The following is a 14,261-nucleotide window of genomic DNA, read 5'->3' on the forward strand; positions in this document are numbered from 1 at the left end:
GCGCGACTTTACCATAGAGTACTTGTGGGGCTGTTGCGGCCTGTTCGCGGGTAAACCTGCGAACAGGCCGCCGCAATCACCAATGAAACAACTCCCGACGCGCCCCCTCGGTAATCGCCACGATCCCCGGGTGCTTGACCTTGCGTTCCACCGAAATGGCATAGAACGACTCGTGCACGGCCTCGGTCTGGCCGATCAGCGTCACGCCATACTGGCGGCATACTTCTTCGGCGATCACGCTGGGGGCAACGAAAATGCCGCTGCCCGACTGGCCGAACGCCTGCATCAGGGCACTGTCATCAAATTCGCCCACGATACGTGGCTGCACCTGTTGCTCACTCAGCCAACGTAACAGGCGGCTGCGCACCACGGTCTCCTGGCCGGGAACCAGCAACGGGGCGTCCTGCAGGCAAGCCGGGAAGGGGCCCTCCAGGCGCTGTGCCAGCGCCGGCGTGGCGAAGAAGCTCAGCCCGCACTCACCCAGCTTCTGGCTATAGCCCTTTATGTCCAGGTTGCCGGGCATCGGGCTGTCGGAAATCACCAAGTCCAGGCGCTGGATGGCCAGGTCGGCCAGCAACCGCTCAAGTTTGTCTTCGCGGCAGTTGATGCGCAGCACTTCATCCAGCTCCATGGTAGGTGCCAGCAGGCGGTAGACGATGGATTTGGGCACCACGTCGGCCACCCCCACGCGGAACAGGATCTGCTCCTGCGGGCCTGCGCGCAGCATGGCTTCGAGCTCGCCGCCAATCTGGAACATCTGCTCTGCATATACCAGCGCCTGGCGGCCGGTCTCGGTCAGCTCCAGCTGCCGGCCGGCGCGCTGAAACAATTCAAGGCCGTAGGTTTGCTCGAACAGGCTGATCTGCCCGCTGATGGTCTGCGGTGTAAGGTTCAGTTGTTCGCTGGCGCGGGTAATGCTGCCCGTCTTGGCCACGGCCCAGAAGTAATGCAGCTGGCGATAGTTGAGCACCGTCGGTCGTCCCGATTCGTAAAAACCGAAGTATACGCCATGAAAATACGAATTTTCCTGAACTATCAGCGTCTTTAGAATGCACCGCATCAGGCGCCATGCGCCGACGGGACATTTCAAGCGAGGACACCATGCTGCAACTCAAATCCATCGGTACCCCATTGGTGCTGGCGTTGGCCCTGTTCACCCTGGCAGGCTGCGACCAGGCTGAGAAATCCGCCCAGCAGATGCTCGACCAGGCCGCACAGTCGGCCAAGCAGGCGATTGACGACACCAACAAGGCCGCTCAGCAGGCGTTGAACGAGGCCATCGGCGGCGAAGGGCAAAAGCCTGAAGATGCCGACAAGAAAAAAGACACCCAGGAAATCTGACCCTAAACCGCCGCTGCAGGATTTGAACAATGGAATACTTGCTGGAACTCGCCGCTAGCCCCACCGCCTGGGTTGCCCTGGCTACGCTGGTCGCCATGGAAGTTGTACTGGGCATCGACAACCTGATCTTCATCTCCATCCTGACCAACAAACTGCCCGTGGAGTACCGTTCCAAGGCACGACGTATCGGTATCAGCATGGCGTTGGTCATGCGCCTGGCCTTGCTCAGCACGGTGGCCTGGATCGTACAGCTGACCGACCCGGTGTTCGAAGTGTTCGGAAACGCCTTCTCCTGGAAGGATGTGATCCTGATTGCCGGTGGCCTGTTCCTGCTGTGGAAGGCGACCAAGGAAATCCACGAAAGCGTTGACCCGCACGGTGCGAAAGAAGAAGCCAAAGTCGGTTCGACCATTACCCTGGGCTTCGCTGCCGCAATCTTCCAGATCCTGCTGCTGGACATCGTCTTCTCGGTCGACAGCATCATCACCGCTGTGGGCATGACCGAGCACTTGCCGATCATGATCATTGCCGTGATCACGGCAGTCATCGTCATGATGGTGGCCGCCGACCCGCTGGCCAACTTCATCAATGACAACCCGACGGTGGTCATGCTGGCCTTGGGCTTCCTGATCATGATCGGCATGACGCTGATCGCCGAAGGTTTTGGCGCTCATGTACCGAAGGGGTATGTGTATGCGGCCATGGCGTTCTCGACCGTGATCGAGATGCTCAACATTTTTGCTCGCCGGGCGCGATTGAAGCGTGAGGCGGCTGAAGGTTGATGTAAAGAAGGTTGATGCAAAAGGCGGGGCGCATTGCGCCCCGTTCGCGTTTTATGAAGTCTTAATGCACCCCGGCTGGCCGCCGTGCCCGGCGCACAGGTTGCGGCTTGGCAGGGGCCTGCGGTGGCAGGTGGTGGTGGGAATGGCGCCGCACGATGCGCAGTACGCCCCACAGCATGGCGGCTGCAACGCTTAGCCACATGCCTACCAGCATGAAAATTGCCATGGTCAGGCTCATCTGTGCCTCCATCTCTACGGCAAGCGCTCGATTGGCCAGCGCTGCCTTCCAGACACTGCTTTAGTCTAGCCCTTCGCCTGTGACGTTCCATCGAACAAAGGTCTATCTCTGAGTCCGATTCGCTCCAAGCCGCTGTCGGACTATACCCGCGCCGCTGTCGGACCTATGATCGGTGGCCAGAGCCGGGCGCTGCCTGCCTGGCGTTGGAACAAGCGAGTGTCCATGCAGCAACATTCCATCAAAGCTGCCCCCCGGCGGCTGTTGGTCGCCTGTCTGATGGCGGCCACCTTGGCCGGCTGTGCCAGCGCACCGCCTGCCAACCTCAAAGGCCTGCCGCAGCGGGTCGAGATCAGCAGCGTGCCGTTCTACCGTGGCAACGCCAACCACAGCGGTGCCATGGCGCTGGCAGCGGTGCTGTCGCAACAGGGCGCACCCATCACCCCGGGCTTGCTGGACAAACCGTTGAACCTGCCACAAGGCGCCGAAGCGCTGGACACTGGCATCCCTCGCGTGGCGCGGGACTATGGCATGGTCGTGTACCCGTTGGACAAACAACTGGACGCACTGCTGGCCCAGGTGGCGGCGGGCAACCCGGTGTTGCTGCGTTACGAGGAGGGCTCGGCCTGGTGGGGTGAGCCACGTTATGCGGTGCTGATCGGCTATGACCGCTACAAGCAGCGTGTACTGCTGCGCTCGGGCATGCACCGGCGGCAGGTGATGGCGTTCGATGACTTTGCATCGGCGTGGGCGAAGCAGGGGAGTTGGGCGGTGCTGGTGCAGCCACCGCGGCAGTTGCCGGCCCAGGTGGATCGCCAGCGGTGGTTACAGGCTGCGGATGATCTGGCGCGGGCGGGGCAGGAAATTGCGGCGAAGCAGGCTATCAGCAGCCTGAACAAATAGCGGTGCCAGCTCCCACAGGTAGTGCACTGGGTTCGACGCCTGTGCGGTAACTGTGGGAGCTGGCTTGCCGGCGATAGCGCCAGGCCTGCTTACATCAGAAGCCCAGGCGATCGCGCAGGCTGTAGTACCAGGCGCCAATGGCGCTGAACGGCACACGCAGCATCTGGCCACCCGGGAACGGGTAGTGCGGCAGGCCGGCGAAGGCGTCGAAACGCTCAGCCTGGCCGCGCAGGGCCTCGGCCAGCACTTTGCCCGCCAGGTGGGTGTAGGTCACGCCGTGGCCCGAGCATCCCTGCGAGTAGTAGATGTTGTCGCCGATACGGCCAACCTGGGGCAGGCGCGACAGCGTCAGCAGGAAGTTGCCGGTCCAGGCGTAGTCGATCTTCACGTTCTTCAGCTGCGGGAAGGCCTTGATCATCTTCGGACGAATGATCGCCTCGATGTTGGCCGGGTCACGCGCGCCGTACACCACGCCACCGCCGAAGATCAGGCGCTTGTCGCTGGTCAGGCGGTAGTAGTCGAGCAGGTAGTTGCAGTCCTCGACGCAGTAGTCCTGCGGCAGCAGGGTGCGCGCCAGCTCTTCGCCCAGCGGTTCGGTGGTGATCACCTGGGTGCCGCATGGCATGGACTTGGCGGCCAGTTCCGGCACCAGGTTGCCAAGGTAGGCGTTGCCGGCGACGATGATGAACTTGGCGCGCACCTTGCCTTGTGGGGTGTGCACGACCGGGTTGGCACCGCGCTCGATGCGGATTGCCGGGGTTTGCTCATAGATGATGCCGCCCAGCGACTCGACCGCAGCAGCTTCACCCAGGGCCAGGTTCAGTGGGTGGATGTGGCCGCCGCTCATGTCCAGCATGCCGCCGATATAGCTGTCGCACGCGACCACTTCACGGATGCGCTTCTGGTCCATCAGCTCGAGCTGGTTGTGACCGAAGCGTTCCCACAGGCGCTTTTGCGACTCCAGGTGACCCATCTGCTTGCTGGTGATGGCGGCGAACACGCCACCGTCTTTCAGGTCGCACTGGATGTTGTACTTGGCCACGCGCTCACGAATGATGCGCCCGCCTTCGAAGGCCATGTGGCCCAGCAGTTGCGCTTGCTTGGGACCGACGGTGCGTTCGATGACGTCGATGTCGCGGCTGTAGCTGTTGACGATCTGGCCGCCGTTGCGGCCCGATGCGCCGAAGCCGACCTTGGCCGCTTCGACGATGCTCACCTTGAAGCCGTTCTCCAGCAGGAACAGGGCGCTGGAAAGGCCGGTGTAGCCGGCGCCGATGATGCACACATCGGTTTCCACCTCACCCTGCAGCGCCGGACGTGGCGGCACCGGGTTGGCCGAGGCGGCGTAGTAGGACTGGGGGTAGGGGGTGTTAGCCATGCTGCAGGAACCTCGTGTTTTATATTTTTAACGAATGTACCGATGCTATCAATAATAATAAACACCCGCTAGTCGTCTGGTGAAAATCCTTTACGGCGGACCTGCCGGCGCCTCTCTATATAAAGAGTTTAAGATTCAGTAGGTTAGCTCGAAAAAAAGTGTTGACATGGTTTTTCTAATGCGTAGAATGCGCACCACACGACAGGCACATAGCTCAGTTGGTTAGAGCACCACCTTGACATGGTGGGGGTCGTTGGTTCGAGTCCAATTGTGCCTACCAAATCGAAGAAGGGGTGATCCGAAAGGGTCATCCCTTTTTTCATTGTCCATTTCGCGGGCGTCGAAACCGCGGTATGGGCAGACAGCGCTCATAGTCGAAAGTTTTTGATTTTTCTCAAAAAAAAGCTTTACAGGTACGCATTGCATCACTAATATGCGCACCACACGACAGGCACATAGCTCAGTTGGTTAGAGCACCACCTTGACATGGTGGGGGTCGTTGGTTCGAGTCCAATTGTGCCTACCAAATCGAGAAAGGGCGATCAGAAATGATCGCCCTTTTTTCATGTGCGCGTGAATTAGCGTGTAACGTTTGGTCGCGGTTCGGGGCATACCCCGGCGTGCTAGAATCCGCGCCTTCGAAACTGGAGGTACACGCGTGCGCAAACTGGCTGTGGTAATGGCAGTGCTCGCCCTGGCGGGCTGTGAGAACGAGGTCGAAGGCGTGCACAAGCAGGTGGCCGAACACCTGCACAACCCCAAGACCGCCAAGTTCGGCAACGTGCGGATCGACACCCAGGGCACCATCTGCGGCCAGGTCCGCGGCAAGGACGACGCCGGGCAGTACGAAGCCTACCGCAGCTACGTGGCCATCAAGCGCGACGGCCAGTACGACATCATCGTTGACGACAACGGCAACAACCTGCGCATCCGCGAAGTGTGCGGTGGCGCCGACCTGCAGCGCCGTGCCGATGCACTGGCTGGGCAGCCGGCACCAGAAGGCTGGGATGTTGAAGTGATCCAGGGCGCCAACATGGGCGCGCTGAGCGACATGACCGCGCGGCTGATCGAAAAGGGCATCCCGTCTTCGGTGGAATACCGCAACGGCAAGCCGGTGGTGCTGCTGGGGCCGTTCCCTACCCGTGAAGAAGCGCAAGCGCGCAAGGACGAAGTGATGGCCAAGCTCGGCACCGATTCGGTGGTGATCCAGCACGGCGCAGCCCGCTAGAACTGCAGCAGTGGGGTGGGAGCCCGGAGCCTTCGCGGCACCTGTGGGAGCGGGCATGCCCGCGAAGAACCCGGCGCGGTGTATGGCACCGGCGTTGCCGGTGTTCGCGGGCATGCCCGCTCCCACAACATTTGCCTTCATAAGGCCGCGCCAACCGGGTGTGTGTAGCTTTGTCAGGCGTGAGTTAGACATTGTTCACACAAGTTTGGCTATGCTTGGGTGGAAGATGCCGAACGGGGAGGGGCCTCATGTCTACACTGGAGCGGGCCATTGCCGTGGCCGCCAGAGCGCATGAAGGGCAATACGACAAGGGTGGGGTGGCGTACATTCTCCACCCGCTACGCGTGATGATGCGGGTGTCCACGCCCGAGCAACGGATTGTCGCAGTGCTTCACGATGTGATCGAGGACACCCCGCTGACGTTGTCCGACCTGGCGCGCGAGGGGTTTGCGCTGAAAATCCTTGCAGCCTTGCTGGCGCTCAGCCGCCGTGAGGGCGAGCCCTACCAGGACTTCGTGGCACGCCTGGGCGATGATCCGCTGGCGCGCACCGTCAAGCTGGCCGACCTGGCCGACAACAGTGACCTTTCCCGCATTCCCTGCCCTGGCCCCGCGGACCTGGCGCGGCTGGCCCGTTACCGGGAAGCCAGCGCCTATTTGCAAGCACTGGCCTAATGCTCAACCGCACGCCTTGAGGTTGACCGGGCCCACAAACTCGTTACCTCGTCCCATCACACAGGCTACCTGCTGGTTGCGTTGCCGCTCCCATGCCTGCGGCGGGTAGGTCTTGTTCCAGGCCTCGTACAACTGGCGGTCCTGCCTGGACAGGCGCAGGTTGTACTGCTTGCTCATATAGAAGTAGGTGCGGGCGATCATGCCGCGGATCGACGGGCGTGGCATCACCTTCTTGGCCTTGAAGTCGACCTGGGTCAGGCAACTGCCATACTGGCCGCGCTGTTCTGGCAGCCAGCCGAAACTGAAGTTGCTACGGTCGCCGTTGACCTCGCCGATGCTCGGCACCAGGTTGTGCAGGTCGGCTTCGGCGCGCTTGTACACCTCGTCATGCTGCGAGCACTGCTTGCGCCCGCCGCTTTGCCAACACTGGCGCTGATGGCCGATCTGCCAGGCCGGTACGATGTGTTCCCACTCGATGCGCGATGCGCGCTGGGCATTCTTGCGCGGGGCATAGCCGCAGGACGCCAGGTCGACCTTGTTACCCTTGTATTTGCAGCCGCAATAGAATTCGGTCGATTGCGGCGCATAGAGCTTCCAGGCGACCTTCTTGGCCTCCTGGAAGGTGCGCGGGGCGTCGGCTTGTACAAGTGGAGTGGTCAGTAACAGGCAGGCTGCCGCGAAAAGCGAAACTCTCATGCGCGGTCAGTCTTCCTTCGGTACGGTCCAGAAAACCTGCACGCCGCCGTCGTCACGGTGGGCGAGGGTGACGTTGTCGTTCTCGGCGATTTCCTCGAGCAAGGTTTCCCAGTCATCCGGGCTTTCCTGCTCCAGGCGAAAGATCAGCGCCGCACGGCTGCGCTGGGCGGTGGGGCTGTTGATGATCTTCTGGATGCGTACACCCAACTGTTCATAGCTGCTCGGGGTAGCGGAGGCGGTGCTGGACACAGGAAATTCCTTGTTTTGCTGTATGCGTATACAGTATTTCAGCGTAAGTAAATTCGCAACTGCTTGCCAGGAAAAATCCTGCGTTCGCGCTGCCGCTGCTGGTCTGGTGTAATACCGGCAATTTCTGGAAGCTGCGCATGTATCGATTTCTTTCTCGTTTTCCTTCATCTCCAAGCCTGGTCCTGCTGTTTGCAGGTGGCATGAGCGCCAATGGCGGTGCCAAGGCCAATTCACCCGATATAGTCATTATGGACCCGCTGGTGGTGACCGGCGTCTATGCGCCCACCAGCACATTCGACCTGCCGTTTTCGGTGGATACCGTTGACCTGTCCCACGGCACGGATGACCAGCTTGGCGTCAACCTGTCGGAAGTGCTCAGCAAAGTACCTGGGCTGGTGGTGCAGAACCGGCAGAACTACGCGCAAGACCTGCAGATTTCCTCGCGGGGTTACGGTGCTCGCTCGGCCTTTGGCGTGCGCGGCATAAAGCTGCTGAGTGACGGCATACCGGCCAGTACGCCCGACGGGCAAGGGCAGGCCGCCACGCTGAACCTGGACGTGGCCGACCGGATCGAAGTGCTGCGCGGCCCGGCAGCGACGCTGTACGGCAGCAACGCCGGTGGCGTGATCCAGATGTTTACCCGCGACGGGCAGGGGCCTGCACGCGTGGGTGCCGAAACCACCTTTGGCAGCGACGGCTTCAACAAGAACCACCTGTCGGCAGAGGGCGGCAACGACACCGCAGGTTTCGTGCTGGATGCCTCGCGCCTGGATACCGATGGCTATCGCGACCACAGTGCCGCGCGCCGTGACCAGACCTTCGCCAAGGTCAATTTCAAGCCCGATGAAGACTCGCGCATGGCGCTGATCTACAGCAGCCTGGAGCAGAACAACACGCAGGACCCGCTGGGGCAGACCTGGGATGCCTACAAGCATGACCCACGCTCCACAGCGGCAGTGGCCGAAACCTACAACACCCGCAAAAGCATCGACGACCAGCAGCTAGGCATGAACTACGAGCGCTACTTTGGCGATGCCACGCTGCAGTTCAACCTGTATGCGGGGCGGCGCAGCGTGGTGCAGTATTTGTCCATCCCCAGAACGGTGGCCTCTAACAGCCAGCGTGGCGGCGGGGTTGTGGACTTTGATCGTCAATTCCACGGCGGCACCCTGCGCTGGATACAGCCGGTCGCGGATGTGCCCGGCAATCTCACCTTCACCATCGGCGCCGATTACGACCAGAGCAAGGACGACCGCCGCGGCTACCAGAATTTCAGCGGTGACCGGTTGGGCGTGAAAGGTGAGTTGCGCCGTGACGAGAAAGACACCGCTACCAGCCTGGACCCGTACCTCCAGGCCCATTGGGAAATCGGCAACTGGACCAGCGAGCTGGGGCTGCGCTACAGCACCATGGAAATGCGTGTCGACGACCATTACCTGGCCAACGGTGACTCCAGCGGCTCGAAGAAGTACCAGCAGGCCACGCCGTCACTGTCGGTGATGTACGCGTTCACGCCGGACCTGCGCGGTTACGTGAGCGTCGGCAAAGGTTTCGAAACCCCCACCCAGGCCGAGATGGCCTATGCGCCGGGCTTGGCCGAAAGCTTCAACTTCGGCCTCAAGCCTGCCACCAGCATGCAGTACGAAATGGGTGTGAAGTACCGGCTTGGCGAGCGCACGCGCCTGAATGCGGCGGTGTATGAGATTCATACCGATGACGAAATCGTCGTTGCCAGCGCTACGGATGGTCGAACCAGCTATCGCAATGCAGGGCGTACTGTACGACGCGGCTTTGAGGCGAGCCTGCAAAGTGACTTGAGCGAGCAGTGGCAGACCACCCTGGTGTATACCCGCACCGATGCCCGCTATGCCGATGACATCAGCCAGACCATCGAAAGTGGCAACCGCCTGCCCGGTGTGCCGCTGAACAACCTGTTTGGCGAGCTGGTCTGGAAGCCGGTGTCGTCCATCAGCATGGGGGTTGAAGGGCAGTACCGCAGCAAGGTGTATGTGGACGACAGCAACACCGCCAAGGCCGCACCTGCGTATGCGGTATTCAACTGGCGGACCCGGTTCGAGCAACATGTGGGGCCCTGGACGTTCCACCAGCTGCTGCGGCTGGACAACCTGTTTGACCGGCAGTATGTGGGGTCGGTGATTGTCGGTGACGGCAACGGGCGTTATTACGAGGCAGCGCCTGGGCGGTCGTGGTATGCGGGGGCGGGGTTGGAGTACCAGTTCAGGTAGCCGGCAACATCCTCACCAGGCAGCGCGGTGTATTGCACGGGCTTGCCCACCCCCACTTGTGTCAGGCAAAACGCTCGAAGCAGTACGGGGACGGGTCGATCAGCGGGGTGGCCTGGGCCACCAGGTCTGCCGCCAGCTGGCCAGCAGCAGGCGAGGTGCCGAAGCCATGCCCGGAAAAGCCGGTGGCCAGGGTCAGGCCCGGAATGCTGGCCACCGGGCCGATGACCGGGTTGGAGTCGGGGGTGACGTCAATCGTGCCGGCCCAGGCGCTGGCGATACGGGCCTGTTCGAACACCGGCCAGGCCGCTTTCAGGTTGCGCATGGCCTCGTCGTTGAGTGCCGGGTTGGCGTGCGGGTCTTGTACCCGTACACGCTCGAAGGGGGTTACATCCGTGGCCTTCCAGCGCCGGGCCAAGGCCAGGTCCTTGAAGAAGTACTTGCCAAAGCTGATCCGCAAAAAATCCCGCTGGGCACGCAGCTGGGGCAGGTAACGCTTGCCCAGCAGCAGGTGATCGAGGGTGAGGAAGGCGTCCAGCGCGCCGCGCTGGGTGATGATGTAGCCGCCGTCCTTGTGCTTGCGGAAGGAAAAATCTGGTGCGCCAACGGCGATGTCGGTTGGCCCGTCCATGGGCTCTGTGCGCAGCACGGAACAGGTCAGCGGCAAGGTCGGCAGGTTGATGCCCAGGTTGCCGAGGAACTTGCGCGACCACAGGCCACCGGCCAGCAACACCTGGTCGCAGCGGATTTCACCTTGCTCGGTGAGCACCCCGCTGACACGGCCGGCTGCGATGACCAGCGTGCGCACCGCGCAGTTCTCCACTACCACTGCACCTTTGGCGATCGCCGCCCGGGCGATGGCGCTGGCGGCCAGGGTCGGTTCGGCGCGGGCGTCGGAGGGGGTGAAGATGCCACCTGCCCAATCCGCCCGACCACCCGGCACCATCCGGTCGATTTCCCGCGTGCTCAGCAGGCGCGAATCCAGGCCCAGCGCCTCGACGCTTTTCAGCCAGCCTTCATGCATGCCCATCTGCGTGTCGTTACGGCCGATGAACATGATGCCGGCTTGGCGATAGCCAACGTCGCTGCCAACCCGTGCGGGCATCTCGGCCCACAGCCGATCAGCCGCCAGTGCCAGGGGAATGTCATGGGCGTGGCGGTTGGTCTTGCGCACCCAGCCCAGGTTGCGCGACGACTGCTCGCCAGCGATGCGCCCCTTTTCCAGCACCACCACCGGTATGTTGCGTTCGGCGAGGCTCAGTGCGGCGGTGAGGCCGATAATGCCGCCACCGATGATCACCACGGTAGTGGCGTCGGGGTGGCGGGTGCTGGTTTGCACAGGGGCGATCGTGGGAGACATGGCTTTACTCTTTGTTGTGCGTGCAGGGGGAGTGTTCAGCGCCAGCCGGCGGCCTCACTGGCCAAGGCGGATCAGGGTCACTTGCGCTTGCCCTGCACCGCGGTAGGCGGTGACCTCCAGCTCGACCTTGTAAACGGTGGAGCCCAGCGGCGGGCAGGTGACCGTGGTGGCCGGGTCGATGCCGCGGAACTTCTCGCCGATCACGTCCATGACCCGTGGTACATCGGCAGGGTCCTGAATGAACACGCGTGAGTTGATGACATCGGCCAGGCTGGCATCGACTGCGGCCAGCGCGGTTTCGATGTTGGCGAACACCTGGTGGGTCTGTTCGATGACGTCCTCTGGAATGACCTGGGTCTGCGGGTTGCGTCCGGCGGTGTTGGAGACGTGAATCCAGTTGTCCACCGCCACCAGGCGGGAGTAGCTGGCCATGTCTTCGAACTTGGAGCCGGTTTTCAGTTTGATGATCTGTGTCATGGGCTTTGCCTTGTTATCTGATTGCGGGGGATCAGCTGAGAACGGGGGTTTCCCAGAGGTTGAGTTTTACGCCGATGCCTTGCTCGAGCGCCTTGCGGTACACCACGGTGCCCCAAGCCACGTCTTCGACGGGCATGCCGCCCACCGACATCAGGATGATTTCGTCGTCATGCAGGCGGCCCGGTGCGTCGCCGCTGATGATCTTGCCGATGTCTTCCACCTGCTCGGCGGCCAGCGTGCCTTCGGCAATCATGTCCATGAAGCGCACACCTACCAGCGGCACGTGGTTGTGCGCAGGCTTGGGCAGCTCTTCGAACCAGGCCTCGTAGAGGCCGGTGTTGTCCACCACCTTGCGCACGTCGTCCCGCTCCATGCCGGCGTCGATACTGCACGGGGCTGGCATGGCCAGGAACGCGCCAGGCTTGACCCACTCGCGGCGCACCAGCGGGTACTGGCTGGGGTCGCCGACTTCGCCCGAGCTGCAGTAGCTGACCAGGTCGGAACCGCGTACCACTTCTTCCAGGGTTTCAACCACCTGGACATGAGTGATTTGCGGGAAGCTGGTTTTCACCCAGGCGACGAAGGCATCCAGGTTCTTCTGGCCACGGCCCTTGACCTTGAGGGTGTCGATCAGCGGGCAGACGGCCATGAACGCAGCGACCGTGGTCTTCCCCATCACCCCCGGGCCGGCCAGGCCGATCACCTTAGCGTCCTTGCGCGCCAGGTGGCGGGCGCCGACGCCCGGGATGGCGCCGGTGCGGTAGGCCGACAGCAGGTTGGCCGACATGTGCGCCAGTGGCGCGCCGGTGTCGGCATCGTTGAGGGTGAACATCAGGATCGAGCGGGGCAGGCCTTTCTCACGGTTGGCGATGTTCGAGCCGTACCACTTGGCGCCTGCGGTCTGGAAGTTGCCGCCGAGGTACGCCGGCATCGCCATCATGCGCCGGTCGGCGGTGGGCTTGGGCATGTTGGGGAATGGCGAGTGCTCGGGGAAGGTAATCATCGCGCCGTGCGAATCGCTGTTCGGGCCTGCCATGCGGTAGTCACCCTGATACAGCAGGCCGAACATTTCTTCCATGGTGTCGACACAGGCCGGCATGTCGGTGACGCCGGCACGGATCATGTCCTGCTCGGACAGGTAGATGAAGTCAATTCTGGTATCGAGGGTCATGGCGGGTCTCGCAGGGCTGGCTGCCGTCGGATTTGTTGTTGGTTTCGAGGCAACCAGTTTCGCTAACGACTGGTAGGTCGTCTTGTGTCTGCCTGCCAGCCGAGTTGACCGTCAGTGCCAGGGCTTCAATGGCCCGCGAGCGAGAAGCTGGCCGGGGTGTCGCGCAGGCTGAGGGCGGTCAGCAGGCACACCGCCAGGGTGCACAGGGCCAGCAGCGCGGCCCATGCGGTCGGGCCGTGGTTGAGTACCACTGCGGCCAGCGGGGCGGCGCCGGCAGACGCCGACAGCTGGATGGCGCCCAGCAGCGCTGCGGTGGAACCCAGTGCCTTTTCTTGCGAGGCCATCACCAGCGACATCAGCGTCGACTCGGCTATCCCCAGGCCGAACAGGGCTATCACCATGCCGCCGGCCACACCTGGCAGCCCCAGGCCGGTCAGTGCACCGAGCAGGCTGATGCAGGCACCGCCGGCCATGCACAGCACGCCCACCCGAGTCAGGGTATTGAGGCCCAGCCGGCTGATCAGGTGGCTGGCCGTCATGGCGCCGAGCAGGATCGACACCCCGGTGGCGCCAAACAGCAGGCCGAAGGCCTGGGCGCTCAGGCCGTAGTGGGCCTGGTACACCAGGGTGGCACCGCCGATGTAGGCGAACAGGAAGAAGAATACCGCAGCCACCGCCAGGGTCGGGCGCAGGAAGCGGCGGTCGCCGAGGATGGCCAGGTAGGTGCTGCAGGCGTGGCCCAGGCGCAGGGGTTCGCGTTTGCTGGGCGGTAGGGTTTCAGGCAGGTTCAGCAGGCTGTTGACCAGCACCGTCACGCCCATGCCGGCGAGTACCAGCATTACTGCACGCCAGCCGAAATGTGCGTCGATCACGCCGCCCAGGGCAGGTGCCAGGATCGGTGCGACGCCTTCGATGGTCATCAGCAGGGCGAACAGTCTGGTCGCGGCCACGCCCTGGCTCACATCACGCACCATGCTCATGATCACCACCAGGGTCAGCGCACTGCCCAGTCCCTGGAAAAAGCGCAGCATGATCAGGGTGCCGAGGCTGGGGGCTGCGGCTGCGCCCAGCGAGCACAGGATGAACAGCAGCAGTCCGGCCAGCAGCGGCTTGCGCCGGCCATAGGCGTCGACGATGGGGCCGAAGATCAGCTGGCCGGCGCCCATGGCCAGCAGGAAGAAGGTCAGTGTCAGCTGTACGCGGGTGAAGCTAGCCTGATAGTGGCTGGCGATTTCCGGCAGGCTCGACAGGTACATGTCGACGGCGGAAGGGCCGAGGGCGCCGATCAGGCCTAGGCCCAGGGCGAAGCTGAAGGGAATGGGAGGGGAGGGATTTGCTTGCATGGTTCTCTCTGGCTGATTTATCGCCTACCGTCCGGTAGGTTGGCGAATGTTATGCGCCGAGTCGGCCAAGGTCAAACCCTTGCGCAAGGCCACTGATTCCTGTGGGAGCGGGCATGCCCGCGAACACCGGCAAAGCCGGTGCCACCGAGTCGCCTTCTTCGCGGGCATGCTCGCTCCCACA

At 62.6% G+C, this 14,261-nt stretch carries 15 protein-coding genes and 2 tRNA genes; 8 read left to right on the forward strand and 9 right to left on the reverse strand.

Annotated features, from left to right (window positions below; genetic code table 11):
- Nucleotides 1-76 precede the first annotated feature (76 nt).
- Nucleotides 77-970 carry a transcriptional activator NhaR gene (gene nhaR, locus PP4_RS09490; RefSeq protein WP_016498968.1) on the reverse strand — a complete coding sequence of 298 codons (894 nt, stop codon included), beginning with the start codon at nt 968-970 and terminating at the stop codon, nt 77-79.
- A 131-nt stretch (nt 971-1,101) separates the two neighbouring features.
- Here nhaR and PP4_RS09495 point away from each other — a divergent pair, with 131 nt between their 5' ends.
- Nucleotides 1,102-1,341 carry a hypothetical protein gene (locus PP4_RS09495; protein WP_019473606.1) on the forward strand — a complete coding sequence of 80 codons (240 nt, stop codon included), beginning with the start codon at nt 1,102-1,104 and terminating at the stop codon, nt 1,339-1,341.
- A gap of 29 nt (nt 1,342-1,370) precedes the next feature.
- Entirely contained in the window at nt 1,371-2,123 is a 753-nt protein-coding gene (locus PP4_RS09500; protein ID WP_016498970.1) for a TerC family protein, read from the forward strand.
- Between the two features lie 61 nt (nt 2,124-2,184).
- On the opposite strand, the gene PP4_RS29345 is transcribed toward PP4_RS09500, so the two are convergent.
- Nucleotides 2,185-2,361 carry a hypothetical protein gene (locus tag PP4_RS29345; protein ID WP_016498971.1) on the reverse strand — a complete coding sequence of 59 codons (177 nt, stop codon included), beginning with the start codon at nt 2,359-2,361 and terminating at the stop codon, nt 2,185-2,187.
- Nucleotides 2,362-2,526: 165 nt separating this feature from the next.
- Here PP4_RS29345 and PP4_RS09505 point away from each other — a divergent pair, with 165 nt between their 5' ends.
- Complete coding sequence (locus tag PP4_RS09505) at nt 2,527-3,261, forward strand: peptidase C39 family protein (protein WP_016498972.1); 735 nt, start codon at nt 2,527-2,529, stop codon at nt 3,259-3,261.
- 94 nt (nt 3,262-3,355) lie between these two features.
- Here the strand turns inward: PP4_RS09505 and PP4_RS09510 are convergent, their stop codons facing one another.
- Nucleotides 3,356-4,639: an NAD(P)/FAD-dependent oxidoreductase gene (locus tag PP4_RS09510; protein WP_016498973.1), complete on the reverse strand. Its 1,284-nt coding sequence runs from the start codon at nt 4,637-4,639 to the stop codon at nt 3,356-3,358.
- A 203-nt stretch (nt 4,640-4,842) separates the two neighbouring features.
- Here PP4_RS09510 and PP4_RS09515 point away from each other — a divergent pair.
- The 4 genes from PP4_RS09515 (at nt 4,843) to PP4_RS09530 (ending at nt 6,541) form a co-directional block, all read left to right on the forward strand.
- Nucleotides 4,843-4,919 (forward strand) — tRNA-Val (locus PP4_RS09515).
- A 169-nt stretch (nt 4,920-5,088) separates the two neighbouring features.
- A tRNA-Val gene (locus PP4_RS09520) sits at nt 5,089-5,165 on the forward strand.
- A gap of 132 nt (nt 5,166-5,297) precedes the next feature.
- The gene (locus PP4_RS09525; protein ID WP_016498974.1) at nt 5,298-5,867 is read left to right on the forward strand and encodes an SPOR domain-containing protein; all 570 of its coding nucleotides are present in this window, start codon (nt 5,298-5,300) and stop codon (nt 5,865-5,867) included.
- Between the two features lie 248 nt (nt 5,868-6,115).
- Nucleotides 6,116-6,541, forward strand: a complete 426-nt coding sequence (locus tag PP4_RS09530) for a bifunctional (p)ppGpp synthetase/guanosine-3',5'-bis(diphosphate) 3'-pyrophosphohydrolase (RefSeq protein ID WP_016498975.1) — start codon at nt 6,116-6,118, stop codon at nt 6,539-6,541.
- Between the two features lie 3 nt (nt 6,542-6,544).
- On the opposite strand, the gene PP4_RS09535 is transcribed toward PP4_RS09530, so the two are convergent.
- Nucleotides 6,545-7,237: an endonuclease gene (locus tag PP4_RS09535; protein ID WP_016498976.1), complete on the reverse strand. Its 693-nt coding sequence runs from the start codon at nt 7,235-7,237 to the stop codon at nt 6,545-6,547.
- Nucleotides 7,238-7,243: 6 nt separating this feature from the next.
- Complete coding sequence (locus PP4_RS09540; protein ID WP_016498977.1) at nt 7,244-7,486, reverse strand: DUF1654 domain-containing protein; 243 nt, start codon at nt 7,484-7,486, stop codon at nt 7,244-7,246.
- A gap of 200 nt (nt 7,487-7,686) precedes the next feature.
- Between PP4_RS09540 and PP4_RS09545 the strand changes: the two genes are divergently transcribed.
- Nucleotides 7,687-9,732: a TonB-dependent receptor family protein gene (locus tag PP4_RS09545; RefSeq protein WP_016498978.1), complete on the forward strand. Its 2,046-nt coding sequence runs from the start codon at nt 7,687-7,689 to the stop codon at nt 9,730-9,732.
- Nucleotides 9,733-9,793: 61 nt separating this feature from the next.
- On the opposite strand, the gene PP4_RS09550 is transcribed toward PP4_RS09545, so the two are convergent.
- The 4 genes from PP4_RS09550 to PP4_RS09565 form a co-directional block, all read right to left on the reverse strand.
- Nucleotides 9,794-11,089, reverse strand: coding sequence for an NAD(P)/FAD-dependent oxidoreductase (locus PP4_RS09550; protein ID WP_016498979.1), 1,296 nt, complete (start codon nt 11,087-11,089; stop codon nt 9,794-9,796).
- Nucleotides 11,090-11,143: 54 nt separating this feature from the next.
- Nucleotides 11,144-11,566 (reverse strand): RidA family protein, encoded by a 423-nt coding sequence (locus PP4_RS09555; RefSeq protein WP_016498980.1) that lies wholly within the window; start codon nt 11,564-11,566, stop codon nt 11,144-11,146.
- A gap of 31 nt (nt 11,567-11,597) precedes the next feature.
- Nucleotides 11,598-12,737, reverse strand: coding sequence for a tyramine oxidase subunit B (locus PP4_RS09560; protein WP_016498981.1), 1,140 nt, complete (start codon nt 12,735-12,737; stop codon nt 11,598-11,600).
- 125 nt (nt 12,738-12,862) lie between these two features.
- Nucleotides 12,863-14,080: a multidrug effflux MFS transporter gene (locus PP4_RS09565; protein WP_016498982.1), complete on the reverse strand. Its 1,218-nt coding sequence runs from the start codon at nt 14,078-14,080 to the stop codon at nt 12,863-12,865.
- Between the last annotated feature and the right edge of the window lie 181 nt (nt 14,081-14,261).

This window comes from Pseudomonas putida NBRC 14164, from assembly GCF_000412675.1.
Classification (GTDB): Bacteria; Pseudomonadota; Gammaproteobacteria; order Pseudomonadales; family Pseudomonadaceae; genus Aquipseudomonas; species Aquipseudomonas putida.

Excerpts from the sequence above, each read along its gene's own strand:
- PP4_RS09495 (WP_019473606.1), top strand. The coding sequence starts at position 1,102 with ATGCTGCAACTCAAATCCATCGGTACCCCATTGGTGCTGGCGTTGGCC.
- PP4_RS09500 (WP_016498970.1), top strand. The coding sequence starts at position 1,371 with ATGGAATACTTGCTGGAACTCGCCGCTAGCCCCACCGCCTGGGTTGCC.
- PP4_RS29345 (WP_016498971.1), bottom strand. The coding sequence starts at position 2,361 with ATGAGCCTGACCATGGCAATTTTCATGCTGGTAGGCATGTGGCTAAGC.
- PP4_RS09505 (WP_016498972.1), top strand. The coding sequence starts at position 2,527 with ATGATCGGTGGCCAGAGCCGGGCGCTGCCTGCCTGGCGTTGGAACAAG.
- PP4_RS09510 (WP_016498973.1), bottom strand. The coding sequence starts at position 4,639 with ATGGCTAACACCCCCTACCCCCAGTCCTACTACGCCGCCTCGGCCAAC.
- PP4_RS09530 (WP_016498975.1), top strand. The coding sequence starts at position 6,116 with ATGTCTACACTGGAGCGGGCCATTGCCGTGGCCGCCAGAGCGCATGAA.
- PP4_RS09535 (WP_016498976.1), bottom strand. The coding sequence starts at position 7,237 with ATGAGAGTTTCGCTTTTCGCGGCAGCCTGCCTGTTACTGACCACTCCA.
- PP4_RS09545 (WP_016498978.1), top strand. The coding sequence starts at position 7,687 with ATGAGCGCCAATGGCGGTGCCAAGGCCAATTCACCCGATATAGTCATT.
- PP4_RS09550 (WP_016498979.1), bottom strand. The coding sequence starts at position 11,089 with ATGTCTCCCACGATCGCCCCTGTGCAAACCAGCACCCGCCACCCCGAC.
- PP4_RS09555 (WP_016498980.1), bottom strand. The coding sequence starts at position 11,566 with ATGACACAGATCATCAAACTGAAAACCGGCTCCAAGTTCGAAGACATG.
- PP4_RS09560 (WP_016498981.1), bottom strand. The coding sequence starts at position 12,737 with ATGACCCTCGATACCAGAATTGACTTCATCTACCTGTCCGAGCAGGAC.
- PP4_RS09565 (WP_016498982.1), bottom strand. The coding sequence starts at position 14,080 with ATGCAAGCAAATCCCTCCCCTCCCATTCCCTTCAGCTTCGCCCTGGGC.